We start from the raw sequence: 26,341 nt of genomic DNA, 5'->3' as shown, positions 1-26,341 counted from the left end.
GTTTAGCCTATCTTATTGGTGCCATCCACAAATGGAATGGCGTGCTCGACGGTATCCCAAATGAAGCGGCCGGAGGGGCTTTGTTGTTCTTCAACAATGTGTGCCACCAGGCCTGCAGAGCGTGAGATTACGGCAAAGCCACGCATTACTGCTGTGGGTATGCCTATCTCGCCCAGGAGGGCAGCAACCGCACCAGTTGCATTAATAGTGATTTGACGACCGGCAACCTCATCAACCGCCTTAGATAGAGTCTCTAAAGCACGAATATGGTCGCCTTTAAGTTCTTTCTCAGCGCGACCCATCTCTAGAAGTTTGTAAGCTCTCGGGTCAACTGGTTTGTGAAGGTGATGACCAAAGCCAGGAACGGCCCCCTTGATGCTCTTGTAGTGTTGGGCAATCAATAAAGCTTCGGCGTATTGATCATTTGCAGCAATGATGCGATCTAATAAGGCGGAGCAATTTTCCATTGTGCCGATAAATGAGCTGCCTACTGCGAGTAGACCAGCTGATACTGCGCCTTGTAGATTTTCAGGGGCGCTCATATAGATAAGGCGTGTGGCAATTGCGCTTGGCGTTAAGCCATGTTCCATCAACACTATCAGTACTACATCTGTAATGCGAATATCTACAGCGCGAGGCTCTCTACCCAGAATTTGCATCAACATCACTTCGGTAAAAGTCTTTTTGCCCATTAAGTCTTTTACTAGATCTGCATCACGGTAGTGAAGACTGGTAAGGGTGTGTGTACAAAGGCTGGTAACGGGTGTTTTTTTAGTAGTCATAGAAATAATTTCTAAATTTTAATTAGACAGGCGCTTGAAGTTTTTGAATGACAGCGCTCTTCAGTAGCTTGCCTACATTGGAGCGAGGCAAGCTCTCATAAAAGTGTATGTGTTTTGGAGTTTGCACAGGGCCCAGTAAGTTGCGTACAAATGCAATGAGTTCTGCTTCGTCAGTCTTTTGTCCGGGATGTAACTGCACAGCAGCTTGAACAGTTTCTCCCCACTTTTCGTCAGGAAGACCAAAGACCAGGCATTCATGAACTGCGGGGTGCTGACTTAAGGCATTTTCAACGTCGACTGGATATACATTAAAGCCACCAGTAATGACGATATCTTTGAGACGATCTTTAAGATATAAAAATCCACGTTCATCAATTAAGCCACGATCGCCAGTATGTAACCAGCCGTCGATAATTGTTTCAGCGGTCTTTTCAGGCATACGCCAGTACCCATTCATCAGTAGGTCACCACGAGCTACGACCTCACCGATTTCGCCGATAGGTAAAATCTTTCCTTCGGGGGACATGATCGCAACATCGCTAAACCATGTCGGTCTACCGACGGCCGCCCAATTATTAGGATCTTCAAAATCCTCTGGACGCATGACCGTTAAAATTTGTGGCGCTTCAGTTTGACCATAGGTAGTTCCTAAAACGGGCCCAAAGAAATCTCGCACCTTACGAACTTGTTCAGGAGGCATTGGAGCGCCGCCATAAATGAGTCTGCGCAGTTTTGGAAAATCATTTCTGGATACATTAGGCAGGGCCATAAGCATATAAACCAGGGTTGGCGGCATGAAGCAGACAGTGCCCCTGCGGTCACGGAATGCAGATCTCACCACCTCTGCGCCAGCCCCATCTAAGATAACGTGACAGCCACCCTGGGCCAGAATGGGAACAATGTAAGTGGATGTGCCATGCGTAATCGGAGCAGCTACAACATAACGCTCATGCTCATCAAATCCCCATACCTGAATTTGATTGCTAATATTGGCCATCCATGCACGATAGGGTTGCATGACACCCTTAGGTGCGCCTGTAGTGCCGCCTGTAAATTTAATCGCCTGAATAGCATCTTGAGGCAATTCAAATGAAGGCTGTGGAGCATCCATGTGTAAATGGATAAGCTCATCCATACTTCTAGCTGAAGTATCAGAGTCTGCGCCTGTGTATACCCAGGCACCTGGCGCGCCCTTGAGTAATTCTTTATTAGTAGCATCTAAGATCACAATAGTTGGCTCTGTGATATTGATGATGCGCGCAATTTCAGGGTGGGTACTTTTTGGATTTAAAGGCACCCACACTTTGCCGCAAGCCAAGATGGCAAGCAAAGCAGTGATGTGATCAGCGCTATTACCTGCACATATGGCAACACGACTTTGCAGAGTTGGATCTAATGCAGAAAGACCAGCAGCCAAAGCCTTCACTCGAGCGGCTAGCGTGGCGTAATGAATGGGGCCCGCAGGCGTGTCAATGGCAATACGATCGGGCCAGCGCTGCACAGCCCTCCAGAAAAAATCAATCGGATACATAAATTAAGTCAGCTTCACAAAGACGATTTTCGAAGGGCTGAGGGTGTTCTTATTCGGCTTTAGCGCCAGATTCTTTCACCACTTCACGCCAGCGTTTCACTTCCGATGCCTCAAATGCTGCCATTTTTTCTGGTGAGCCAGGATCAGGTGTGGCGGCTAACTCTTGCATGCGCTGACGAACTTCAGGTGAATTTAATGCCTTGTTTAAAGCGGAATTCAATTGCGCAATGATCGGCTTTGGTGTTCCTGCTGGAGCAACTAATGCAAACCATGATTGCACGTCAAATCCTGGATAGCCTGATTCTGCAATGGTTGGTACATCTGGCAAAAATAGTGAGCGTTGAGCACTGGTAACTGCAATTGGACGGAGCTTTCCGGCTTTGATGTGAGGTAAAGCAGATGGAGCGTTATCAAACATAGACTCTACTTGACCGCCGAGTAAATCAGTGACCGCGGGAGCGCTACCTTTGTAGGGAATATGTAGCATCTGAATTTTGGCTTGCATCTTAAACATTTCGCCGGAGAGGTGAATAGATGAGCCGCTACCAGAAGATGCAAAAGTGACGCCGTCTTTAGAGCTCTTGGCATAGCGTACATAGTCTGCAACTGTTTTTACGGGAAGATTTGGATTTACCACCAAAATATTTGGAATCTTGGCAATCATACCAATTGGCTCAAAATCTTTAATTGGGTCGTAGCTCAAGTTCGGATAGAGCGTAGCGTTAATAGTATTTGCAATTGAAAATGCGTAGAGGGTATAGCCATCCGCAGGAGCGCGCGCCACCAATTCAGCGCCAACGTTGCTATTAGCCCCAGGCTTATTTTCAACCAAAATAGACTGGCCAAGAGTATTGCCCATGCTGACTGATACTAAGCGCGTTAAAACATCGGTAGCGCCACCAGCGGAGTAGCCAACAATAATCTTAATAGGTTTAGTTGGCCAAGCGGATGATGTTTGAGCAAAAACCGATGGCGTTGTAGTCATAACGAGGGCTGCAAAAACAGTCAACAAGCCTTTTTTGGGCGCAAAGCGTAAAGACATAGATCTTCTCCTGTTTGTAGGGTGCTTTAAGACAATCTTTATAAGCCCCAGTTCTTATTTATTCAGTATTTATAACACCAAAGCAACCTATAAGGGTTCTTGCCAACATTCCTAAAAACACTGATTTTTAGCGCATCTTATTAGGGTATGTCACTACTGATTTATTCTAATTCACAACTTCACAAGTTCACAAGTTGTGATATAGTGATGGAACTGGGAGATGAAATGAAGAGACAAATACCAAAAACACATCAAGCCTTGGAGTGGGTGAGCAAGGGGCTGACTGCTGCTCAAGCAGCTAGAAAGATGGAGATTTCTGAATCCAGTGTGTATGCCGCTCTTAAAAAGACCAGAGCGAAAGAAGTGGGTTGTTGTCCAACATGTGGTCACAAAATAAGGAACTAAGATGAAAAAGACTCTATTAGCAGCCGTATCAATCTCCGTTGCTGCGTTTGCTTATGCAAATACAAAGCCGTCGGATTCTTCTGAGTTGGTAAATCAGCAGTGCAAGATATCTGCTGAAGCGGTATCTACACTGAAAGGCCTGCGCTATGGCAATACGTCCATACGTAAGGATGTCTCTACATTAATAAATACAAGCCTAAAGACACCTGAAAATCGGGATATTGCACAGAAAACTCTCAATTTGATGGTTGACGATAAATCATCAGATGTAAGAAGTTTGGAGGGGAAGTACTGCTCCTAAGGAGTTCAGTTCATTCGATCTAAATTGGCACACAACGCAGAATGTCCTGATTGTGGGAATATGCGGGCATTGTTTGATCAATGTCCGCATTGTGGATCTATTGCCTTGCCCATCTTAAGTTCCGATACGATTGAACTCAATATCAAGCAAGATGGCCCCTATGTAGACGAGGCACTAGAGAGGCTTACGGAATATTTGCGTAAATCTCTCGAGGTCGGAATTAAGGCCATTGTGTTGATACATGGTTACGGCTCGAGCGGAGAGGGTGGTCGAATCAAATGGGCCATTCACGACGCACTAGAAAACAATCGCTACTCAGATAGGGTGGAAGAATTCCATTTTGGCGAAAATGTTGCTTATGGAGGTGAGGCATATCATGCATTGCTTAAGCGCCGCCCTGGATTAAAGCGCTATCTCAAGCGATTCAAGGAGGGTAATGCCGGAATGACGATCTTATTGCTTAAATCCTACTAGAAGTGCTTAGAATAGGACATATCTGTATTTAAGCCTTACCTATCAGGAATCCCTATATGACCGCTAAGAAGCTTGATCATGCAGTTACGCATGACGACAAACACATTAGTGCAGAAAGTCTCATTGGAGAATTCAAATCTCTTATGGCTGATGCAGAGGCATTAATTAAGGCTACTGAAGATCATCCAGGGGAAGCTATAAGCTCTATTCGCACTAAAGCTCTGGAGACTTTGGCTGGCGCCAAAGAGAGTCTTTCGGGTGTTGAGGGTAAGTTGCTGGATAAGGCAAAGATTGCCGCTGATGGTGCGGATGATTTTGTTCATCGTAATCCCTGGGAGGCTGTTGGTGTAGCGGCGGGCCTTGGTTTGCTTATTGGTTTGTTTATTGGACGCCGTTAATTTCCTATGTCTCAAGAAAACCTACTTTCCTCTATCAAGGGTCTTGCTTCTACTGGAGCATCTATTGCCCAAACGCGTTTAGAGCTTTTATCGCTCGATGTACAAATTGCTAGAAGCAAATTCATTAGCCTGTTAATCATGATTGTTAGCGCCTTATTTTTTCTATTCTTTGGCTTGGTCATGTTGGCATTGCTGATTGTGATCTATAGCTGGGAGACCGATCGAATGATGGCTCTTGGTTTGTTAACTGGAGCATTTTTATCGGTCGGGCTGATTTTGGCTTTCCTAATTTCTCAGTCGCTGCGCAAGATGCCCAGATTGTTTGAGGCCTCAATCACAGAATTAGCAAAAGATCACGAAGCGCTTTCAAAATGAATGGCAAGCTAAAGGCCTTAGAGCATCGTCAACATGAACTAATGCTTCAGGCTAGTCGAGAGCGAAAAGCTTTTGCGGAACATTTTGAAGCTTGGGAGAAGCCGCTCTCATGGGCAGACAAAGGAATTGATGCAGTTCAATTCCTCAAGAGCAACCCCATACTTTGGACCAGCGCATTTGCGGCGCTTGCGCACTACAAGCCTAAGATCGCTAGCAAAGTCTTGGCAGTAGGTTGGGGCGCTATGAAGATCGTTAAAAGCGCTAAAAATCTAATCTAGCTTTTTAATAGAGATTGATGGTTAATGCCATTTTGGCTCAATAAGGCATTGCCATTTAAAAAAGCAATTTCTAGTAAGGTCATTGCACCAGCTACTTCAAAACCAGCGCTTCGAATGAGCTTATCTGCCGCAATCAAAGTCCCGCCAGTAGCTAGAACATCGTCCAACAGCAATACCTTGGCGCCTTTAGGTAAGGTGGACTCCTGAATTTCTAAAGAATCATTTCCATATTCCAAGCCGTAGCTTTCACGATGACTTGCTAAGGGCAGTTTGTTGGGCTTTCTAGCCAGCGCCAATCCCTTTTGGGCATGGTGTGCCAGAGCGGAGCCAAAGATAAAGCCACGCGACTCAATGCCTAGGATATGAGTGTAGTCAAACTGCTGGGCCAAATCATGCAGCTGTGCAATTGCCTCTTGAAATGCGATTGGATTGGCGAGCAAAGGGGAGATATCCCTAAAAAGAACACCAGGTTTAGGAAAATCAGGAACTCCCGGTAGATAATCTAATAAATTCATTACTAACCAATATGAAAACAGAACTACTCATTATTACCGCATTAGAGACTGAGCTCAAGCGCGATGCACTCCCAAGTGGCGTTGAAATTGTGTACTCAGGGATTGGCAAAATTAATGCCGCAATGACCAGTATTAAAGCAATACATCAGTATTCTCCCAAAAAAATCTTCAATTTTGGAACCGTGGGAAAAATTAATCCCCAGCTACATGGCCTATTGGAGATCGGCAAAGTGATACAGCGCGACATGGATGCAGAACCTTTGGCGCCGCGTGGCAACACTCCTTTTTGTATCCGACCCCAAGAATACCTTTCTACAGGGCAATTTTTGTGTGGCTCTGGCGATAGCTTTGTGACCGCCCAAGACCCTTGGTTGCTAAGTCAAGGAGTCGATGTTGTTGATATGGAGTTGTTTGCAATAGCTACGGTTGCACATGAACATCGCATTCCCTGGCAGTCCTTTAAATATATTACTGACGATGCTAATGAGTCATCTGGCGCTGACTGGAGTGACAGAGTACATTATGGTCAGGAATTATTTATAGAAAAGTTGAAGTCCATCATTCGTTGAATAGTAAAGGGTATCCGTGAGCGATATAAAACCCTGGTTAAAACATTATCCCGAGGGGGTTCCCCATGATTTGGGGCCTTTAAGTCACGCATCGCTGAGTGATTTTATAGAGGAGTGTTTTGATCGCTTTGCTAAGCGCAAGGCTATCGAGGCTATGGGCAGCTTTTTCACCTATGCTGATATTAATCGCTTATCTAAAAATTTCGCATCCTATCTAGCAAGCCTTAATTTAGAAAAGGGTGCGCGTGTAGCGTTGATGTATCCCAATGTTATTGAGTATGTGGTTGCGATGCTCGGGGCACTACGAGCCGGATATACGGTGGTAAATATCAACCCGCTATATACATCACGAGAGTTAGAGTCTCAATTAAAGGATAGCGGCGCTACTGTTCTAGTGCTCATGGAAAATTTTGCATCCACTTATGAGCAAATCTTGCCGCAATCATATGTGAATACTGTCGTTGTTAGCAGCCCTGGAGAATTACTGGGTCTCAAAGGGCATCTAATTAATTGGGTCGCTCGCCACATCAAAAAAATCGTACCACCCTGGGATTTTAAGCACATCAGAATGAAGGATGCACTACGCATTGGGTCTCACATGCCTTATGCAAAACCTTCTATAGATTTGGACGACATTGCCTTTTTGCAATATACCGGCGGAACAACTGGGGTTTCGAAGGGCGCAATTTTGCTGCACCGAAATATTCTGTCAAATGTCATGCAGATTGAGGCTTGGCTTAATCCTGGGTTAAAGAAGCAAGCTTCTGATCAGCTGGTTTTTTTGTGCGCGCTTCCAATGACACACATATTCGCCTTGACTGCATGTGCATTGCTTGGACTAGCAAAAGGTGGTTTGCTCATTCTGGTGCCCAATCCCAGGGACATCACCGGTTTTATCAAAATGCTGATCAAGCATCCCAATATCAATATCTTTCCTGGTGTGAATACGTTATTTCATGCCTTGATTCACCGCCCTGAATTTAAGTCAGTGAAACTGCCTAATTTATTAGTAACGATTGGTGGCGGCATGGCTGTACATAAAAAGACTGCAGATCATTGGCAGGCTCTTACCGGTTCACCTATTGCTCAGGGTTATGGTCTTTCAGAAACCTCGCCAGTAGTTTGTGTGAACAGCCCACTGGAAGAATGTTTTACAGGCCATATCGGCTCTCCTATTTCTGGAACGGATGTAGTGATTCTCGATGATGATGAAGTGGTCTTGCCGCAGGGATCGGTAGGGGAGATCTGTATTAAAGGTCCGCAAGTCATGGCGGGCTACTGGAATAAGCCGGATGAAACTCGCAGCTGTATGACTGCTGACGGCTATTTTAAGTCTGGCGATATCGGTCTAATCACTCCAGAGGGATATGTGCAGATTGTCGATCGCAAGAAAGACATGATTGTGGTGGCGGGATTTAAAGTATTTCCCAATGACGTAGAGGACGTCATCGTGCAAATGCCGGGCATTCAGGAGTGCGCCGTTATTGGTGAGCCGCACCGCAAATTAGGTGAGATTGTGAAGGTTTATGCAGTGCGCTCAGACAGACATCTTACCGAGGCAGCCGTAATGCAGTATTGCAAAGAGCATCTCACGAGCTATAAACGACCTCGAAAGGTGATTTTCGTAAATGAATTACCTAAATCCAATGTGGGCAAAATACTGCGTCGCGAGCTCAGAAAGATTTAACAGAAGATTGCTTACTTGCGCGGTGTTTTGCCTACCATCTTCGCTGCTCTTAAGAAATCAAAGTCGACACCCTGATCTGCCTGGGTAACTGTATCCAAAAAGAGCTTCTTATATCCACGCTCTGCAGTTGGAGAGGTGATCGGATACTCTTGCATACGCTTCGCTAGTTCTTCATCTGAAATTAAAAGGCTGATTTCTCGATTCTTAACGCTCAAACGAATGCGATCTCCATTGCGCACTTGAGCTAAAGGACCGCCGATAGCAGATTCAGGGGTAACGTGCAAGACAATCGTGCCAAAGGCGGTGCCGCTCATGCGTCCATCGGAAATGCGCACAATATCTTTTACGCCTGCACGAGCCAACTTCATCGGGATGGGAGTATAACCAGCCTCAGGCATACCAGGCGCCCCTTTGGGGCCAATGTTTTTTAGTACTAAGATATCTTCAGCAGTGACATCCAATTCAGGGCTATCAATACGGTTAGCTAAATCAGCCGCATTTTCAAAGACGACAGCGCGGCCTTCATGCTCCATCAGTTTTTCATTGGCAGCAGATTGCTTAATGATGGCGCCTCCAGGAGCAAGATTGCCGTGCAATACAGCAATGCTGCCACGTGGATAAATAGGCTTATCAAAAGGGCGAACCACATCTTGTTTAAAGCTTGGTGGAGCCGCATCAATTTCCTCACCAAGGGTTCTGCCAGATACCGTCATGGCATTTAACTTCAACAAAGGCTTGAGTTCACGAAGTAGGGTGGTCATGCCGCCTGCGTCATGGAAGTTCTCCATGTAATGATCGCCGGATGGCTTAAGGTCAACTAGAACTGGAGTCTCATCACCCATCTTGTCAAGAGCATTTAGATCGATTTCTAATCCCATGCGTCCAGCAATGGCAGCAAGGTGAACAATGCCATTCGTTGAGCCACCAATAGCCAGTAAAACACGCATAGCATTTTCAAAAGCATCTGCTGTGAGTACTTTATCAATGGTCAAGCCTTCCTTGGCCATTTTCACTGCACAAGTTCCAGTTTCTTCCGCAACGCGAATACGATCAGCAGTAACCGCCGGAGGTGTGGCGCCGCCTGGCACAGTCATGCCAAGCGCTTCAGAGATGCAAGCCATCGTACTGGCAGTCCCCATTACTGAGCACGTTCCCACGCTGGCTACCAATTGATCATTCACTTCATCTTTTTCTGCCTCATCGATTTCACCGGCGCGGAATTTACCCCAATAACGACGGCAATCAGTACATGCACCAACTCGCTCACTGCGATGTGAGCCAGTCAACATGGATCCAGTGATGAGTTGAATAGCAGGCAAGCCAGCGGAGGCCGCACCCATCATTTGTGCAGGCACCGTTTTATCGCAACCACCAATCATGACGACTGCATCCATCGGTTGTGCGCGCAGCATCTCTTCGGTATCCATCGACATCAAATTGCGCAGGTACATGCTGGTTGGGGCTGCAAAACTTTCGTGAATGGAAATTGTTGGAAATTCCATGGGCAAACCGCCGGCTAACATAACGCCGCGTTTTACGGCTTCTAGCAATTGGGGCATATTGCCGTGGCAAGGGTTGTATGCGCTACCAGTATTAATGATGCCAATGACGGGTCGATCTAAAGCGCTATTGGTGTAGCCAGCCCCTTTAATAAAAGCTTTACGTAAAAATAAAGAGAAGCCCTTATCTCCATAGCTAGTTAAGCCTTTACGTAAACCGCTTTCAGCAGGGTCTTTTGGTTTATTGCTCATGAATGTCTCAAGTCTCTTTTAAATGTTCTTTTGGTTTCATTGTAGCGATTCACTGCCTAATTTACCTAAAGGCCGCCACCCCAGCGATACTGCCAAGAGATACCAAGGGCGTCATAGCTATTATTGGTTCTGGAGTAGACCCCTTTGCTGCCAGTGAGTCGAATCGAATTTTGCTTATTAATTGGATAGGATAGGGTGCTACCAAAACGCCAGTTTTCTTGGGAGCCATTGATGGGAACTCCATTCACGTAGGATTGCCCGCCCATATAGTAAGTTGCATCCGCCGAAATCCAAGCCATATTTTGAAAGTAGTAAATCACATGGGATTCAGTCGAATACATAGGGTTTTGGGAAAGGGTGTTGCCGCCTAGGAAGTTTGTATTGCTGGTGTAGATGGTTGCCATTCCAGCCAACTCTAAACGCCAAGGACCTATCGCTTGAGATGCACCAATGCCAGGTTGGATGACGGAACGATTGGCGCCTACATTGAGCATTTGCTCGCTGTTGTACTTACCCCAGGGGATGGAGGCAGCAAGACTAGCTCCAATAATGAGATCTTGTTGGTAGCTCTTAAATTCATCTAAGGAGAGCGCTGGCGCGCCATATAGGTTGGCGGAGACTTTAATGACGGGATCAGATAATCCCTCTGCAGAAGCATTCATACTTTGAGATCCTACTGTGCCAGAGCCAGTAAGTTGCGCATAAGGTAATGTGAGGCTCATTCTGCCGGACTGACCAAACACATCGATAATGCGTGTCAGATTTACGGCTTCAGTGGTGAGTTGATATGAGCCACTTTTTGCTTGAGCAATGCCGCCTGTGACGAAGTTAATTCCAATTGGCGCATTGGAATACATACGCGCTTCAATTTCTTGGGCATTAGCGATTTGGCAAAAGAATGCCAGCAAGAAAAACCAAAAAATTCTCACGCAATACAAGTAGAGCAATTATTTTTTCGATCCAAATAGGATTGCCAGTGTTGCCGTATTGCCTAATGCTTGATTGACGCCCATAAAAATTAAATAGGGCCAAACAATGAGCCAGTAGAGAATAGACATTGCAAAAATTCTTAAGGGTTCACCATTTCCAAAGGCTGCCATAGAGGTGATAAATTCTTTCCCATGAATTAATCCATCCACACCGGCTTCTAGGAAATTCAAGGCAAGTACGAAAATTAAATAAACAAAAGATTCGAACAAAAGAGAATTCACAATCCCATGTTCTTTATTTACTTTAAGCGGATAGGCGGCCTGCGCAATCAGCATAAATTTAGCCGAGATTCCCGCCTTGATTAATGCAAACCCGAAGATGGATAGTGGAATAGGGCGCTCTTCAAGAGCGGTGGCTGCAACAAAAGTAATCGCGCAGAACCAGGCGCCGAAATAAAGGGTTAAGGAAAAGGCCTTTTTAGCTTCGTCCTTGAGTTTTTCTTTTAAGCTGTGATGCTGAGGTTGGTTAACGGTATTGTTTGTCATTAAAAATGGTTAATCAAATAAATAGGGGTCGATTACTCGCCACAAGTGGCGCAAGAGCCTGCCGTTTCAGCTGGCGCTGGTTCCTGTGTATAGCGTGCAATAAAGGCGTGTTTGCTGGTCATTGGAATTTTTAGCCAAACAAAGTGACCGGAGCCTGGTGCAACATCAATCGACTCCCCATTCATATTCCACATTTCGGTGAGGGCAACATCTGTATTGCCACTAGGCTCAATAATCTCTAGCTTATCGCCAACAGAGAAACGATTCTTGACGTCGACCTTGACTCGTCCAGTCGCCGTATCAATGTCAAGAGTCTCGCCTACATATAAACTGCGCCCTGATAATGAGTGGCCGCGCATATAGAGTTGATATTCTTTATCGTGATGGCGCTCATAGAAGCCATCGGTATAGCCGCGATTGGCTAAGCCCTCTAGTTGACCTAACAAAGCAGTGTTAAATGGTTTGCCTGCAACCGCATCATTTATTGCTGCTCGGTAGGCCTGCACAGTACGAGAAACATAATAAGGTGACTTAGTGCGCCCTTCAATTTTAAAAGAGTCAACACCCATCTTGGTGAGGCGTTCGATATGCTCAACGGCTCGAAGATCCTTGGAGTTCATGATGTAAGTACCATGCTCATCTTCTTCCATTGGCATCAATTCATCGGGGCGGCGGGCCTCTTGTAGAAGAACCACATCGCCACTGCCATTTTGTTGTCCAGGTTTGACTTTATAGTCCCAGCGGCAAGCATTGGTACAGGCGCCTTGATTAGAGTCGCGATGAGACATATAGCCTGAAAGTAAACAACGTCCTGAGTAGGCGATACACAAGGCACCGTGCACAAAAACCTCTAGCTCCATTTCAGGACAGTCTTGACGAACTTCTTCGATTTCATCAAAAGATAGCTCACGAGACAAAATCACGCGACTAATGCCAACTGAGCGCCAAAACTTGGCTGAGGCACCGTTTACAGTATTAGCCTGAACTGATAAGTGAATGGGCATATCCGGCCAAGCTTCACGGGCCATCATGATTAATCCTGGATCAGACATGATTAAGGCGTCTGGCTTTAATGCAATAACCGGATCCATGTCTTTAATGTAAGTCCGGGTTTTACCGCCATGCGGTAATAAATTGGAAACTAAGTAAAACTTTTTGCCCATCTCATGGGCAGTATCAATTCCTTGTTTGAGAACCTCTATCTTGCCAAAGTCATTATTGCGAACGCGCAATGAATACCGAGGTTGTCCGGCATAAATGGCATCTGCACCAAAATCAAATGCAGTGCGCAACATATTGAGGCTGCCAGCTGGGGCGAGGAGTTCGGGAATCTTAGTCATGGGTCTATTTTAAGGGGCTTGGGCTGATTTATGCATTAACCGCCCCTGAAGGGAAAAAGAAGGGCAAAACACCTGCCAAAACGCCAAATTTTGCATTGATATCACCCTTGGGAATGCTATATTGGTTGAATAAATACATATGGGTAGAAACCCAAAAGGAGACGAAGTGAAATTAAAAGCACAGGCACTATTCGCACTTATTTCTTGCATCTTTCTTGGGCAGGCAGTTGCAGCTGGGAAGATTCAGATGAATGAATATATGGTTCAAAGCGATACCCCTGGTATATCGCTGTATGTTCGTAATAAACACATGGTTGGCATGAAGAAATTTTCAGCCGAGAAAACCTTGCTCTATGTGCATGGTTCAACCTATCCTGCGGAAACCGCTTTCGATTTATCTCTAGGTGGAACTTCCTGGATGGAGTTCATGGCTGCGCACGGTTACGACGTATGGCTCGTGGATTTGCGTGGATATGGAAAATCTACTAGGCCTCCTGAAATGGATCAACCTGCGGATCAAAATCCCCCGATTGTGAGAACAGATGTAGCGGTGAGAGATGTATCGAGCGCCGTTGATTACATCCTAAAAAAACGCAATATCAATAAGTTGAATTTGCTTGGTTGGTCATGGGGAACCACCATCATGGGTAAATACACTACTGAAAATAATCAGAAGGTGAATAAGCTTGTGCTTTATGCGCCGCAGTGGATACGCCAAGGTGGCGCTCCATTAACCGATAAGGGCGGACAATTAGGCGCCTATCGAGTAGCCTCTATTACCGATGCTAAAAATCGCTGGTTAACAGGCGTACCAGAAAGTGCCAAAGCAACACTGATTCCTGAAGGTTGGTTCGAGAAATGGGCGGAAGCCACTTTTGACACTGATCCGTGGGGAAGAACGCAGACCCCTAAGAAACTACGAGCACCGAACGGCACCGTACAAGATGCACGTGAGTATTGGACAGCAGGAAAACCGGTTTATGAGCCCAAGGATATTCGTGTGCCCGTGATGTTGGTTCATGCAGAATGGGATGCTGACCTCCCTAGCTACATGTTGTATGAGTACTTCACTAAGTTAGAGAATGCTCCCTACAAAATCATGCTACAGATCAGCGAGGGTACTCACACCATCATTATGGAAAAGAACCGCATGCTCATGTTTAACGGCGTTCAAGAATTCTTGGATAGCTCCTTTAAACCAGAGAAGTAATGATTTGGCTGGATAAAGGCTTGTAGTTGGAAAAGAAAAAGCCCCTAGATTGCTCTAGGGGCTTTACTTATTTGGCTCCTCGACCTGGGCTCGAACCAGGGACCTACGGATTAACAGTCCGGCGCTCTACCGACTGAGCTATCGAGGAATAAGCCGATATTATAGCAAGATGAAATCACTTCTACCCACTTCTGTGCAGATCCCTAAAGTACTGACTATTGCTGGGTCCGATAGCGGAGGCGGGGCGGGTCTCCAGGCGGACCTCAAGGTCATCACTGCCTTAGGCGGCTATGGCATGTCTGTTATTACCGCCATTACCGCCCAAAATACCTTGGGAGTTACGCGCATTCAAGACATAGATTTGGATGTGGTTGAGTCCCAGATTGACGCTGTTTTATTGGATATCGGGGCAGATATTGTCAAAATTGGCATGTTAGCCAGTCCAGAAATAGTGAAAACGGTTGCTAAATCTTTACACAAACATGGCGTAAAACGTATTGTTCTTGATCCTGTATTGCGGGCTACATCAGGTGCTAGTTTGGGTGGTGACGATACTGCACAGGCCATGATTTCTGAATTGTTTCCAATTGCAACATTGATTACGCCAAATTTAGATGAGGCATCACTATTGCTGGGCCGTGATATTCGCGGGCCTAATGATTTCAAATTAGCTGCTGAAGAATTACTCGACATAGGTCCGCAGGCAGTATTGATTAAAGGTGGGCATTTAGATAGTACCCATACGCAAATTACGGATTACTTGATGTGGCGCACTATGGAGGATGGCTTGGAAGTAGTGCAGACAAAAGAATTCAAACACTATCGTGTTAATACTGTAAATACCCACGGTACTGGATGTTCGTTGGCCTCTGCCATTGCTACCTATCTTGCGGATGGTCATGACCTCAGTCACGCAGTTGCTAAAGCAATTGCCTATGTAGAGGCAGGCCTAGAGGCGGGTCGTTTCTTAAGTATTGGTGAGGGTCCTGGGCCTTTATGGCATATGCACGACTTTTATCCAACTGCACTGCTAGATGAGAAAGAAAAGTTTTAACTTTTCTTAAGCTTGCATTAAATCTTGCAAGTGTTTCACCGCAGCCTTGGGATCCTTTGCTTGCGTAATGGCCCTGACGACAGCTACTGAACCAACACCACTTTTAGAGACTGCGCGAATGCTATCTTGATCAATACCACCAATGGCTACTAGAGGGTAGTGACTCATGAGCTTGGCATATTGATAAAGACGACCAAGACCCTGTGGTGCAGTAGGCATCTTCTTTAAGTTCGTCGGAAACACTGCGCCCATGGCAATATAGCTTGGGCAAAAACGATCGGCATAGGCAAGCTCCGCATATCCATGAGTACTGAGGCCTAAACGTAATCCTGCTGCACGAATTTCATCGAGATCAGCGACTTCCATATCTTCTTGGCCTAGATGAACACCATATGCGCCTGCATCAATTGCTTCCTGCCAATAGTCGTTAATAAATAGCAAAGTCTTACTGTCTTGAGCTGCGGCAACCGATTCTTTAATTTGTTTTTTAATCTTGGACTTGTCTTCGGATTTAAAGCGCAATTGCACCGTCGGAATTTCAGCATCAACCATGCGCTTTACCCAATCAGCATCTGGCATCACGCCATACAAGCCTAAGCGCTTTGGACATTCTTTAAACGCATTGGGATTCATATTGCGAGTCCAGGGCAGCAAATCAAAATGCTCAGGTCTGCTGGGCCATTTAAAGGGGTTAAAGCCACCATCTTGCAATGTCATGCGTGACCAAGCTTTACCAAGAACTTTCGCATCCGATTCGATAAATCCCATGTCAACTGCTGCTAACGCGCCAGCCAATTCGTAATGATCGACTGCCGCTTCATTATCTATTTGCGGCGGCGGAGTATTTAAGCTAAAAGCCGGAATCGGAATACACAGATCTGCATTACGATGCGCAGCAACGATTTGGTCGGCAAGATCACGAATCAGACTCATTAGTTCAGTGTACTTAACTTCATTAAGAGTGGTGCCAAAAAGGTGTTCCCACCAAAGGCGTGCTTGCTTGAGCAGATTCTTGCGGTTTCATGGCACCCGATAAATAGGCGGCACGTCCTGCATCCACGGCCATCGCAAAGGACTTAGCCATGACTACAGGATCATCGGCCAATGCAACAGCGGTATTGAGGAGAACACCATCAAAACCCCATTCCATGACTGTGCATGCATGAGAGGGAAGGCCTAAGCCAGCATCGACTAAGAGCGGCACTTTTAAGCGATCGCGCAAGAGTTTCATAGCATATGGGTTTAATGGCCCTTGACCAGTGCCAATGGGAGCGGCCCATGGCATTACTGCTTGGCAACCGACATCAACTAGACGTTGACACAAAATGAGATCTTCAGTGCAATACGGCAGAACTTTGAAGCCGTCTTTAATCAAAGTCTCAGCTGTTTGTACCAAACGCAAAACATCAGGTTGCAGGGTGTAGTCATCACCAATAAGTTCTAATTTAATCCAATCGGTTTCAAATACTTCACGTGCCATTTGTGCGGTGGCAATGACTTCCTGCGGACTATGGCAGCCAGCAGTATTTGGTAAAACAGGTACAGCCATCTTTTTGAGCAAGTCCCAAAAGCCGCTGTGCGCTTCAGTAGTTGAAGTGCCTTGACGACGTAGGCTCACTGTAATCATCGCGGGATTAGAGGTTTGAACAGCATTTTCCAAAACCTGTGGCGAAGGGTAACGTGAGGTGCCCAGCAATAAACGGCTAGCAAAGCTCTCGCCATACAGTACAAGAGTATCAGCGCTATTGAGATTGCTAGGTAATGGAGCGTTCATATGAAAAATCAGTTCGTTATTACATCACCCACCAGTAACGGGGGCGATTATTTCAATTTGGTCATTCTCATTCAAAACAAACTCGGCATGCTTTGTCTTGGGTACAAAATTCAGATTCACGGCAACAGCGTAGGGTGGCTTTGCATCAATTAATGCCAGTGCATCGCTCACCAAGCTTTGGCTTGGTAAGTCATACTCCACTTGATTAACGATCACGCGCATATGGCCTCTACTTGATTGTCAATTTGCGTAATGCTTAAGCCCAATTCCAATGCAGTCTTGCTTGATCCTTGTTCCAGCAACTGTAAAGCGCAGTCCAATACTGCTGGAGCAATCATAAAACCATGACGGTAAAGGCCGTTGATCATGATCAAATCTACCAGCCCTTTATCTTTTTTCGTCCGGATTTCCGGCAGGTTATTTTTTAAAGTAGGGCGACATTGTGTTGCCATTTCTAAAATACGCGCTTCTGCAAAACCGCTATGGACGGTATAGACCGCACTCAGTAGTTCCATTGCAGAGCGCACACTCATCTCCGAGAGATCATCAGACTCAATCTCAGTAGCGCCCACCACATAGATATCATTTTCCTTGGGGGCAATATAAATTGGGTAGCGAGGGTGAATTAACCTCGTAGGACGGCGCAGTTTTACCTCTGGAGCATAGAGCCGAATCACTTCACCGCGAACACCACGCAAGGCATTGGGTTTGTTGCCAGAAGACCAGGGAGCTTTTGCACCAGTACCGCGACAATCAATTACTGTTTGATATTCAAACTGCTTCCGCAATTCTTGTGGATCAACTTCTGTATACCAGCAGCAATTGACCTTCAAGAGCTTAAGCTCACTAGCAAGTGCATCTAATAGTTGGCGATTATCCAACTGTCCTTCGTTGGGCAAGTAGAGTCCCTGATTAAAGCGATCAGCAACTCCTGGTTCCAACTCACGCAAAGTTTCACTACTTAACTTTTGCGGGGAGCTGAGCTCCGAGTTCGCATGACAGTTTTTCTCTAGGTGAGCCGTAAAGCGCTCAGCATCACTAGCGTCTTGTCTATGCCAAAGAATCAAGGTGCCGTCTTGCTGGAAGAAAACCGCATCAGATAGTTCTGAAATGAGCTCTTTCCAGCGGGGTAGGCTATGCAGGCCCATGCGGACGACAGAATCTTCGGTAATGGCAGATTCAGCAAGAGGAGCCAACATCGCAGCTGCAATACGTGCCGCAGCATGAGCCGCGTCTGGACCGCCTTTTTCAAATAGATCAACTTGAGCGCCTCTCTTAGCAAGTGCAACTGCCAGCAAGCGACCCATTAGGCCGCCCCCAACAATTGCGTACTTACCGTTAGAGAGATTCAAATTAGCCACCATTACAAAGTTTGATGATTATTGGTAAATCTCACTACCGCGCTTACGGAACTCCGCAGACATTTCTTCCATACCTTTGGATGCATCAGCAACCTCAGTAATTGGAATGACTTTAGCTTTTGGATTACCGTCAGCATCTAAAGTTGCCGCATAGTCACGTACTTCTTGTGTGATCTTCATGGAGCAGAACTTTGGACCACACATTGAGCAGAAGTGTGCAATCTTCGCGCCTTCAGCTGGCAAAGTAGCATCGTGATATTCACGTGCACGCTCAGGATCTAAGCCAAGATTGAACTGATCTTCCCAGCGGAATTCAAAACGGGCTTTAGACAATGCGTTATCGCGCACTTGGGCGCCTGGTAAGCCTTTAGCCAAGTCAGCGCCATGAGCGGCAATCTTGTAAGTAATGATGCCTTCGCGTACATCTTCTTTATCAGGTAAGCCTAAATGCTCTTTGGGTGTGACATAGCAAAGCATGGCTGTACCGTACCAACCAATTTGGGCTGCACCAATACCGCTGGTGATGTGGTCGTAACCAGGAGCAATATCAGTAATCAATGGTCCAAGCGTATAGAAGGGGGCTTCTAAGCAGTGCTTGAGCTCTTCAGTCATATTCTCTTCAATACGTTGCATTGGTACGTGACCAGGACCCTCAATCATGACTTGTACATCATGCTTCCATGCTTTAGCTGTCAATTCACCAAGGGTATGGAGTTCACCAAACTGTGCAGCATCATTGGAGTCAGCAATACAGCCAGGACGCAAGCCATCGCCTAAACTAAATGAGACGTCATAGGCTTTCATGATCTCGCAAATCTCATCAAACTTCGTATAGAGGAAGTTTTCTTTGTGATGAGCCAAGCACCATTTGGCCATGATTGAACCACCGCGAGACACAATGCCGGTAATGCGATCAGCAGTTAACGGCACATAACGCAGGAGAACACCCGCATGGATGGTGAAGTAATCAACACCTTGCTCAGCCTGTTCAATCAATGTGTCTCGGAACATTTCCCAAGTGAGATCTTCTGCAATGCCACCAGTTTTATCTAATGCCTGATAGATAGGAACGGTACCAATTGGAACTGGAGAGTTGCGAATAATCCATTCACGTGTTTCATGAATGTGTTTACCAGTAGAGAGATCCATAATGGTATCTGCACCCCAACGGATTGACCACACCATCTTTTCTACTTCTTCGTTAATAGAAGAGGTAACAGCAGAGTTACCCAAGTTTCCGTTAATCTTCACTCGGAAGTTGCGACCAATAATCATTGGCTCTAATTCAGGGTGATTAATGTTGGCAGGAATAATTGCACGGCCAGCGGCAATCTCGGAGCGGACAAATTCACCAGTAATGATTTCAGGAAGGTTGGCGCCATAGCCTTTCCCCGGATGTTGCTTGAGGAGCTGTTTGTAAGCAGGGTCTTTACGAAGTTGCTCAAGACCCATGGACTCACGTAAGGCAATGTATTCCATCTCTGGGGTAATGATGCCTTTGCGAGCGTAGTACATTTGACTTACGTTTTGACCAGGCTTTGCAACACGTGGGGCGCTGATGTGAGAAAAGCGCAAATTCTGAGTGGCTTCATCTTGAGAGCGGGCCACGCCATATTCAGAACTAGGGCCAGCCAATTGAATAGTGTCATTGCGCTCAGCAATCCAAGCGTCACGTAGTCTTGGTAAACCTTTTTCAAGATTGATCACAACATCCGGATCACTGTATGGTCCAGAGGTGTCATAAACAGGAACAGGGGGATTAGCTAATAATTCTTCGCCTACGCGAGTAGGCAGCTGCTCAATCATGCGGATTGGAGCTTTGATATCAGGACGTGAACCTTGGAGGTAAGTTTTAGTTGAAGCTGGATAGGCAAACTTTTGTCCAAAGTCGCGCTCCAAGCTTTTTAAACTGGGAATCTCGTGTTTAGCGTTTTTTGTTGTGGAATTGCCTGTACTCATGTCCATCTCCTAGCTGTTTTAGATGGACGAAACCGGGTGTCGGTCTGATGTAACTCCCCACGCCAGCATTACCTGGATCGGGTTAAAGGGTCTTTCTCAGCGCCTTCAGACTAAAAACCTCTGAAGGGCACCCCTGTTTCATCCTTAATCAGGATTTAACCACGAATTAGGGGCTTGATGCATGACTGCAGTCAAGTAGGCGTCACAACAGGTAAATAAGGGCGAATCCCTTATTTATTGCGACGCAATATGAAGTCTGCAGTTACAAAAGCAGCGTCAGAGGTGAATTCGTCAGCCAGTATCCTGGCGGCAGCCTCCGCTAGTGAGATTTCTATAAAGCCGCTGACTTCGCCGTCGTGATTCATTGGGACAAAGTTATCAGTCAATTCTAGGTCGTAAATATAGAGCTGCTCATCATGAAAACCCCGGTTAAGGGATGGGCGACGCATATGAATCCGTCCAACAGGCTCAATCTGTTCTGCAATTTGCTCAGGTACGCCAGCCTCTTCCCAAAGTTCACGACGTGCGCTTACCCAAGGTGTTTCATCAGCGGTAATGCCGCCAGCCGCTAAGTTATCTAACTTGCCTGGATCAGTAGGCTTGGTTTCACTACGTCTACCCAACCAAATCGTATTTCCTTGCGTGTAGCCGTTGATATGCGTTGCCATGCTGCGAAATCCAAAGGTGCGAAATGCAGCACGTTCCATGCGAAAGTACTTGTGACCATTTTGATCCACCCATGCAAAGTCTTCGTTCCGCCAGCCGGGAATAAATCCACCCACGCGCATGCGATTGGCAAGCTGGTAAAGACTATTTGATAAATCTCTTGGCTTGCCCAATTGAATGGTCAGCTTGTCATGGCTGATTGCAATGAGTGGAATAGATTCTTTTTGTAATGACTCATGCAAATACAGCGTGAACTCTGGATTGAGATGCCCAATGAGTTGCTCGCCCATTGCACCGCGGGATAAATAGATTGGTAAAAAATCTGCTGGAGCAGAACGCGCCGTATTTTGGAGCATTTCCTCAAGGGCGGCTAACGTACTGGTCGAAAGGCTGGTCATGGCCCTAAGTTTAAGGGAACTTACCCTCTTTAACACATAACCGCAGCTGAACTAGCTTAAATATTTGTAAGCAATTACTAAAAAAGGGAAATACTTTTTGCACACAATTTAGGCAAGCTAGGTCAGCCTATACAAATCTGTGACTTACGAAAACATTTGAGGATTTATCCACAATGCCTGTGGATAAGTATGAGGAATTTTTGGTCCCGCCGACAGGAATCGAACCTGTATCCCACGCTTAGGAGGCATGTGCACTATCCATTGTGCTACGGCGAGAAGCTAAAAAAACAAAAGTGTGCTAATGAAATATTAGCGAGTTACCAACCACACAGAGCCCATACTTGATTGGTAACAGCCACCATCATATCTGGTGCAAAGTACATTGAAAAAACAAATAACAATACAAATAAACCAAAGCCATAGGAAATTATTTTCCAAACAGCAGGTTTTTTCTTAAGCATTGACAGCCCGTTCAACGGCGCGTTCTTTTACAGGAAGATTCACTAAGAACGCAAAGACACCTAATCCAATCGCGATTTCCCAAACAATTAAATAAGAACCTGTTTGGTCGAATAAATAGCCGCCAAGGAATGCACCACAGAAACTACCTAGTTGATGTGAGAAAAACACCAACCCAGAAAGCATCGTTAAATATTTAACTCCAAAAATTTGCGCAACGATACCGTTGGTAAGTGGAATGGTTGATAGCCATAAGAATCCCATGATCGCCGCGAAGATGTAAGTGCTCATCGGCGTGGGTGGGAGCAACAAGAAAGCAGTAATAGCAATCGAGCGACCTATGTAAATGGCAGATAGTAAATAGCGCTTTGGAAAGCGTTGGGCCAAGATTCCTGAACTGTAGGTGCCAAAAATATTGAATAGACCAATGAGGGCTAGGGCTGTTGTGGCAACCACTGGCGCGCCAACTGCTGGATAGTTAGAGGATAGGTCTTTTAGATAGGGTGCTAAGTGAACCGCAATAAATACCACCTGAAAGCCACAAACAAAGTAGCCTAAGGTCAGGTAACGAAAGCTAGGATTGCTAATCGCTTCTTTTAAAGCCTGTTTGATCGTTTGATCGCCCAAAGCATGCGAGTGACTGAAGTTTTTCTCGCGCAACATAAAAGCGGTTGGGATCATTAAGCTGGCCATCAGCGCCAACATGAGAAGCGCATCTTGGGTGCCAAATGCACTGAGCAATCCTTGTTCGGCTGGAATCATCAGGAACTGACCAAATGAACCGGCTGCTGCAGTAATACCCATCGCCCAAACCCGTTTTTCTGCAGGGACGTTTCGACCTAAAATGCCGTACACCACGCTATAGGTTGTTGCGGTTTGTGCCAAGCCAATTAATAAACCACCGGCTAAGGTGAAGTTCATGACATCACTTGAGACGGCCATACCCGCTAAACCTAGTGCATACAAAACGCCACCAGCAACCATGATTTTGAATGCACCATAGCGATCGGCTAGAGCGCCAGTTATTGGCTGAACTGCGCCCCAGATCAGGTTTTGAAGTGCAATGGTTAAAGCAAAAGTTTCACGTCCCCAGCCGTTGGCTGAGGTAATCGGTAAATTAAATAGACCAAAGCCATGACGAATGCCCATAGACAGCGTGACCATCAGTCCGCCATAAATAAGCACTTCCTTCATTGAAAGTCCAGCGTTGCTGATTGGCTTGGTCATGGGGGTCTAGATAATCCCTTTGCTACGCAGCGCATCAATAGTCTTGTCATCGAGCTTGAGACGCTCATGCAAGATTTCTTCTGTATGTTGACCTAATGTTGGTGGCGCCATGCGTACTTCAGTAGGCGTCTTTGATAAACGCATTGGACTGGCTACTAATTTCATACTGCCGACAGTGGGGTGTGGGGCTTCAATCTGTACACCACGATGAATGACCTGCTCATTTTCAAAAACTTCTTTAAAGTCATTAATAGGTCCGCAGGGAACTTTGGCTTTTTCTAGCAGCGCAATCCATTCGCCCTTAGTCTTTTTGCGAGTCATTTGCTCTAAGAGTGGAATGAGTTGCTTGCGATGCTCTACGCGAAGGGGGTTTGACACATAAAGTGGGTTGTCCGCTAAATGTGCTTCACCGCCTGCCGTCACAAAATGCCTAAATTGACCGTCATTACCCGCTCCAACAATCATCCAGCCATCGGATGTCGGGAAGGTTTGGTAGGGAACAATGATCGGAGAGGCATTACCCCAGCGTTTAGGCACTTCACCCGAGGTGAGATAGGCGCTTGATACATTCGCCATCACGGCTATTTGCGTATCTAGCAGTGACATATCGATGTATTGACCCTCCCCGGTATGGTCGCGATGGACGATGGCCGCGAGGATTGCCGTGCTGGCATACATGCCTGTGAAGATATCGGCGATAGCAACACCAGATTTTTGTGGGCTAGCCCCCTCAAAGTCATGGGCCTCACCAGTAACACTCATGAAGCCACCCATACCCTGAATGATGAAGTCATATCCAGGACGGTGAGCATAAGGCCCAGTTTGACCAAAGCCAGTGATAGAACAATAGACTAGGTCAGACTTCACCTTTTTAAGGCTTTCATAATCAAGCCCGTATTTGGCGAGGTCTCCAACTTTGTAGTTCTCAATCACTACGTCTGATTCTTCAGCAAGCTGACGGATGAGTTCTTGGCCCTCAGGTTTAGCAATATCAACGGTAATGGAACGCTTATTACGATTGATGCAAATAAAATAGGCAGATTCTTCGGTTTCCTTGCCATTGGCGTCTTTGGCAAAAGGAGGGCCCCAATGGCGGGTATCGTCCCCAGTGCCAGGTCTTTCGACTTTAATGACATCTGCACCCAAATCTGCGAGATTCTGAGCGCACCAAGGACCAGCCAAGACTCGGCTAAGGTCTAAAACGCGAATATGACTTAAGGCTCCCATCCCCCAATTTTGGCATGGATGACGGGGTAATACCTGAAAAATTCGGTCTGGATCTCAGACATGACTACAATTTGCGCGCATGGCTACCCGTAAAACTTCCGAATACAGCGAATCGTCGATTCAGGTCCTAAAAGGACTGGAACCAGTCCGTCAGCGGCCTGGAATGTACACCCGCACTGATAATCCACTCCATATCATTCAAGAGGTGCTCGATAACGCATCCGATGAAGCTTTGGGCGGGTTTGGCAAGCAAATCATTGTCACGATGCATACCGACGGAAGTGTGAGCGTCGAAGATGATGGCCGTGGCATTCCAGTGGGCATGCATCCAACGGAGAAGTTACCCGTAGTAGAAATCGTTTTTACCCAGTTACATGCTGGTGGTAAGTTTGAAAAAGGCACTGGTGGTGCTTACGCATTTTCAGGCGGTTTGCATGGTGTTGGTGTTTCGGTAACCAATGCCTTATCCAAGAGATTAGAGGTGACTGTTTGGCGTGATGGCCAAAAGTCGACATTGACCTTTGCTGACGGCAAGGTCATTGAAAAACTCAAATCGAGTCCATCTTTAAAAGAAGATAAGTCACACGGTACTCGCGTTCGCGCTTGGCCTGATGGTAAGTACTTTGATAGCTCGGCTATTCCGATGCCTGAGCTCATCCGCTTGTTGCGCTCCAAGGCGGTTTTGCTGCCGGGCGTGAAGGTCACCCTGATTCAAGAAAAAACCGGCGATACCCAGACTTGGCAATATGCACAAGGCTTGCGCGGCTATTTAAATGAGGCCATTGCACAAGCTGGTCATGGCGGAGAAGTTATTCCGCCGTTTGAAGGCGAGCAATACGCAACAGGCACTGGTGATGATGATTCCTTCGCTGAAGGTGAGGGCGCAGCTTGGGTAGTTTGCTGGACTGAGGATGGCGCACCAGTACGCGAGAGTTATGTGAACTTGATTCCAACTCCTGCAGGCGGTACGCATGAGAGTGGTTTGCGTGAAGGCTTATTTAATGCTGTTAAAGGCTTTATTGAAATGCATGCATTGCAACCTAAAGGTGTGAAGCTCATGCCTGAAGACGTATTTGCACGCGCATCCTTCATTTTGTCTGCCAAAGTATTGGATCCGCAATTTCAAGGTCAGATTAAAGAGCGCCTAAATTCTCGTGATGCAGTGCGTTTAGTTTCTGGATATGTGAAGTCTGCTTTAGAGCTGTGGCTTAACCAGCACGTTGATTACGGTCGTAAGTTGGCTGATTTGGTTATTAAGCAAGCCCAGGCTAGAACTCGCGCAGGACAAAAGGTTGAGAAGAAAAAATCTTCTGGCGTTGCGGTTCTCCCTGGCAAGCTCACGGATTGTGAGAGCCAAGATATCGGCATGAATGAAATCTTCCTGGTGGAGGGTGACTCTGCTGGTGGTTCCGCCAAAATGGGTCGCAATAAGGAATATCAAGCCATCCTGCCATTACGCGGTAAGGTTTTAAACACCTGGGAAGCAGAGCGCGACCGCTTATTTGCTAATAATGAGGTGCACGATATTGCAGTGGCAATTGGTGTTGATCCCCATGGTGCGAATGACAATCCGGATTTATCAAACTTGCGTTATGGCAAGGTATGCATCCTCTCTGATGCGGACGTCGATGGCGCGCATATTCAAGTGTTGTTACTAACCTTGTTCTACAAGCATTTCCCTAAATTGATTGAGTTGGGTCATGTGCATATTTCTAGGCCACCACTATTTAGAGTGGATGCTCCAGCACGCGGCAAGAAGCCAGCGCAAAAGATCTACGCATTAGATGCTAATGAGTTGCAAGCGATTGAAGATAAGCTGCGCAAGGATGGCGTTAAAGAAACTGCATGGCAGATTTCTCGCTTTAAAGGCTTGGGTGAGATGAGTGCAGAGCAGCTTTGGGATACAACTCTGAATCCAGATACTCGCCGTTTACTCCCTGTAACACTAGGTACTTGGACCGAAGACGAAACATTTAAAACAATGGATATGCTGATGGGTAAATCAGAGTCTGGCGCGCGTCGCGATTGGCTTGAAGAGCGCGGCAATGAAGTGGAGGCGGATATCTAATGACAACCAAGAAGA

General features: G+C 46.2%; 28 protein-coding genes, 2 tRNA genes and 1 riboswitch. Of the genes, 11 read left to right on the top strand and 19 right to left on the bottom strand.

Features of this window, described 5'->3' with window-relative positions; all coding sequences use genetic code 11:
* Window positions 1–2: 2 nt before the first annotated feature.
* The 3 genes from ICN19_RS09330 to ICN19_RS09320 are packed head-to-tail and all read right to left on the bottom strand — an operon-like array spanning window position 3 to window position 3,355.
* Window positions 3–782: a citryl-CoA lyase gene (locus tag ICN19_RS09330; RefSeq protein ID WP_216247308.1), complete on the bottom strand. Its 780-nt coding sequence runs from the start codon at window positions 780–782 to the stop codon at window positions 3–5.
* 22 nt (window positions 783–804) lie between these two features.
* Window positions 805–2,313, bottom strand: coding sequence for a class I adenylate-forming enzyme family protein (locus tag ICN19_RS09325; protein ID WP_216247305.1), 1,509 nt, complete (start codon window positions 2,311–2,313; stop codon window positions 805–807).
* A 49-nt stretch (window positions 2,314–2,362) separates the two neighbouring features.
* Window positions 2,363–3,355, bottom strand: coding sequence for a tripartite tricarboxylate transporter substrate binding protein (locus ICN19_RS09320; protein WP_216247302.1), 993 nt, complete (start codon window positions 3,353–3,355; stop codon window positions 2,363–2,365).
* Window positions 3,356–3,580: 225 nt separating this feature from the next.
* Here ICN19_RS09320 and ICN19_RS09315 point away from each other — a divergent pair, with 225 nt between their 5' ends.
* Genes ICN19_RS09315 through ICN19_RS09290 form a run of 6 tightly spaced genes read left to right on the top strand, consistent with a single transcriptional unit; the run spans window position 3,581 to window position 5,586 of the window.
* Window positions 3,581–3,760 carry a hypothetical protein gene (locus ICN19_RS09315; RefSeq protein WP_216247300.1) on the top strand — a complete coding sequence of 60 codons (180 nt, stop codon included), beginning with the start codon at window positions 3,581–3,583 and terminating at the stop codon, window positions 3,758–3,760.
* 1 nt (window position 3,761) lies between these two features.
* Window positions 3,762–4,061: a hypothetical protein gene (locus ICN19_RS09310; protein WP_216247298.1), complete on the top strand. Its 300-nt coding sequence runs from the start codon at window positions 3,762–3,764 to the stop codon at window positions 4,059–4,061.
* Between the two features lie 60 nt (window positions 4,062–4,121).
* A complete protein-coding gene (locus tag ICN19_RS09305; protein ID WP_255536990.1) occupies window positions 4,122–4,535 on the top strand; it encodes a Smr/MutS family protein in 414 nt (137 codons plus the stop codon).
* Window positions 4,536–4,591: 56 nt separating this feature from the next.
* Entirely contained in the window at window positions 4,592–4,933 is a 342-nt protein-coding gene (locus ICN19_RS09300) for a YqjD family protein (protein WP_216247294.1), read from the top strand.
* Between the two features lie 6 nt (window positions 4,934–4,939).
* Window positions 4,940–5,308, top strand: a complete 369-nt coding sequence (locus tag ICN19_RS09295) for a phage holin family protein (protein WP_216247291.1) — start codon at window positions 4,940–4,942, stop codon at window positions 5,306–5,308.
* Window positions 5,305–5,586 carry a YqjK-like family protein gene (locus ICN19_RS09290; RefSeq protein ID WP_216247289.1) on the top strand — a complete coding sequence of 94 codons (282 nt, stop codon included), beginning with the start codon at window positions 5,305–5,307 and terminating at the stop codon, window positions 5,584–5,586. The genes ICN19_RS09295 and ICN19_RS09290 overlap by 4 nt, the downstream gene beginning before the upstream one ends.
* Here ICN19_RS09290 and ICN19_RS09285 read toward each other — a convergent pair.
* A complete protein-coding gene (locus ICN19_RS09285) occupies window positions 5,583–6,101 on the bottom strand; it encodes an adenine phosphoribosyltransferase (RefSeq protein ID WP_216247287.1) in 519 nt (172 codons plus the stop codon). The two genes, ICN19_RS09290 and ICN19_RS09285, sit on opposite strands and share 4 nt — an antisense overlap.
* Before the next feature lie 11 nt (window positions 6,102–6,112).
* Here ICN19_RS09285 and ICN19_RS09280 point away from each other — a divergent pair, with 11 nt between their 5' ends.
* Both ICN19_RS09280 and ICN19_RS09275 read left to right on the top strand, forming a co-directional pair.
* Complete coding sequence (locus tag ICN19_RS09280) at window positions 6,113–6,670, top strand: 5'-methylthioadenosine nucleosidase (RefSeq protein WP_216247285.1); 558 nt, start codon at window positions 6,113–6,115, stop codon at window positions 6,668–6,670.
* A gap of 16 nt (window positions 6,671–6,686) precedes the next feature.
* Window positions 6,687–8,357 (top strand): AMP-binding protein, encoded by a 1,671-nt coding sequence (locus ICN19_RS09275; protein WP_370625197.1) that lies wholly within the window; start codon window positions 6,687–6,689, stop codon window positions 8,355–8,357.
* 11 nt (window positions 8,358–8,368) lie between these two features.
* Here ICN19_RS09275 and ICN19_RS09270 read toward each other — a convergent pair whose 3' ends face one another.
* The 4 genes from ICN19_RS09270 to ICN19_RS09255 all read right to left on the bottom strand — a co-directional run bounded on the left by ICN19_RS09270 (window position 8,369) and on the right by ICN19_RS09255 (window position 12,923).
* Window positions 8,369–10,108, bottom strand: a complete 1,740-nt coding sequence (locus ICN19_RS09270; RefSeq protein WP_216247283.1) for an IlvD/Edd family dehydratase — start codon at window positions 10,106–10,108, stop codon at window positions 8,369–8,371.
* A gap of 65 nt (window positions 10,109–10,173) precedes the next feature.
* On the bottom strand, window positions 10,174–11,037 hold the full coding sequence (locus tag ICN19_RS09265) for a transporter (RefSeq protein ID WP_216247282.1): 864 nt from the start codon (window positions 11,035–11,037) through the stop codon (window positions 10,174–10,176).
* Between the two features lie 18 nt (window positions 11,038–11,055).
* On the bottom strand, window positions 11,056–11,583 hold the full coding sequence (locus ICN19_RS09260) for a hypothetical protein (protein ID WP_216247280.1): 528 nt from the start codon (window positions 11,581–11,583) through the stop codon (window positions 11,056–11,058).
* Between the two features lie 32 nt (window positions 11,584–11,615).
* Complete coding sequence (locus ICN19_RS09255; protein WP_216247279.1) at window positions 11,616–12,923, bottom strand: U32 family peptidase; 1,308 nt, start codon at window positions 12,921–12,923, stop codon at window positions 11,616–11,618.
* Window positions 12,924–13,089: 166 nt separating this feature from the next.
* On the opposite strand from ICN19_RS09255, the gene ICN19_RS09250 reads away from it, so the two are divergent.
* Window positions 13,090–14,133, top strand: a complete 1,044-nt coding sequence (locus ICN19_RS09250; protein WP_370625196.1) for an alpha/beta hydrolase — start codon at window positions 13,090–13,092, stop codon at window positions 14,131–14,133.
* A 72-nt stretch (window positions 14,134–14,205) separates the two neighbouring features.
* Here the strand turns inward: ICN19_RS09250 and ICN19_RS09245 are convergent.
* A tRNA-Asn gene (locus ICN19_RS09245) sits at window positions 14,206–14,281 on the bottom strand.
* A 21-nt stretch (window positions 14,282–14,302) separates the two neighbouring features.
* On the opposite strand from ICN19_RS09245, the gene thiD reads away from it, so the two are divergent.
* Complete coding sequence (gene thiD / locus ICN19_RS09240) at window positions 14,303–15,187, top strand: bifunctional hydroxymethylpyrimidine kinase/phosphomethylpyrimidine kinase (RefSeq protein ID WP_216247277.1); 885 nt, start codon at window positions 14,303–14,305, stop codon at window positions 15,185–15,187.
* Between the two features lie 6 nt (window positions 15,188–15,193).
* Here the strand turns inward: thiD and thiE are convergent, their stop codons facing one another.
* The 10 genes from thiE to ICN19_RS09190 form a co-directional block, all read right to left on the bottom strand.
* Window positions 15,194–16,120 carry a thiamine phosphate synthase gene (thiE, locus tag ICN19_RS09235; protein ID WP_216247276.1) on the bottom strand — a complete coding sequence of 309 codons (927 nt, stop codon included), beginning with the start codon at window positions 16,118–16,120 and terminating at the stop codon, window positions 15,194–15,196.
* A 22-nt stretch (window positions 16,121–16,142) separates the two neighbouring features.
* Window positions 16,143–16,961, bottom strand: a complete 819-nt coding sequence (locus ICN19_RS09230) for a thiazole synthase (protein WP_216247275.1) — start codon at window positions 16,959–16,961, stop codon at window positions 16,143–16,145.
* 24 nt (window positions 16,962–16,985) lie between these two features.
* Entirely contained in the window at window positions 16,986–17,183 is a 198-nt protein-coding gene (gene thiS / locus ICN19_RS09225; protein ID WP_216247274.1) for a sulfur carrier protein ThiS, read from the bottom strand.
* Complete coding sequence (locus ICN19_RS09220; protein WP_370625195.1) at window positions 17,174–18,313, bottom strand: FAD-dependent oxidoreductase; 1,140 nt, start codon at window positions 18,311–18,313, stop codon at window positions 17,174–17,176. Before ICN19_RS09220 ends, thiS begins: the two co-directional genes overlap by 10 nt.
* A 27-nt stretch (window positions 18,314–18,340) precedes the next feature.
* Complete coding sequence (thiC, locus tag ICN19_RS09215) at window positions 18,341–20,281, bottom strand: phosphomethylpyrimidine synthase ThiC (protein WP_251374472.1); 1,941 nt, start codon at window positions 20,279–20,281, stop codon at window positions 18,341–18,343.
* Between the two features lie 37 nt (window positions 20,282–20,318).
* Window positions 20,319–20,426: riboswitch (TPP riboswitch) on the bottom strand.
* A gap of 85 nt (window positions 20,427–20,511) precedes the next feature.
* The gene (locus tag ICN19_RS09210) at window positions 20,512–21,345 is read right to left on the bottom strand and encodes an NUDIX hydrolase family protein (RefSeq protein WP_216247270.1); all 834 of its coding nucleotides are present in this window, start codon (window positions 21,343–21,345) and stop codon (window positions 20,512–20,514) included.
* A gap of 201 nt (window positions 21,346–21,546) precedes the next feature.
* Window positions 21,547–21,621 (bottom strand) — tRNA-Arg (locus tag ICN19_RS09205).
* A 41-nt stretch (window positions 21,622–21,662) separates the two neighbouring features.
* Window positions 21,663–21,806: a hypothetical protein gene (locus ICN19_RS09200; RefSeq protein ID WP_216247268.1), complete on the bottom strand. Its 144-nt coding sequence runs from the start codon at window positions 21,804–21,806 to the stop codon at window positions 21,663–21,665.
* Entirely contained in the window at window positions 21,799–23,031 is a 1,233-nt protein-coding gene (locus ICN19_RS09195; protein WP_216247266.1) for an MFS transporter, read from the bottom strand. Before ICN19_RS09195 ends, ICN19_RS09200 begins: the two co-directional genes overlap by 8 nt.
* A gap of 6 nt (window positions 23,032–23,037) precedes the next feature.
* Entirely contained in the window at window positions 23,038–24,258 is a 1,221-nt protein-coding gene (locus ICN19_RS09190) for a CaiB/BaiF CoA-transferase family protein (protein WP_216247264.1), read from the bottom strand.
* Window positions 24,259–24,337: 79 nt separating this feature from the next.
* Between ICN19_RS09190 and ICN19_RS09185 the strand changes: the two genes are divergently transcribed.
* The gene (locus ICN19_RS09185; protein WP_216247263.1) at window positions 24,338–26,326 is read left to right on the top strand and encodes a DNA topoisomerase IV subunit B; all 1,989 of its coding nucleotides are present in this window, start codon (window positions 24,338–24,340) and stop codon (window positions 26,324–26,326) included.
* Window positions 26,327–26,341: the final 15 nt, after the last annotated feature.

It is taken from the genome of Polynucleobacter sp. AP-Capit-er-40B-B4 (assembly GCF_018882245.1).
In the GTDB taxonomy this organism is placed as follows: domain Bacteria; phylum Pseudomonadota; class Gammaproteobacteria; order Burkholderiales; family Burkholderiaceae; genus Polynucleobacter.
This window is presented reverse-complemented; position numbering and strand designations above follow the sequence as displayed.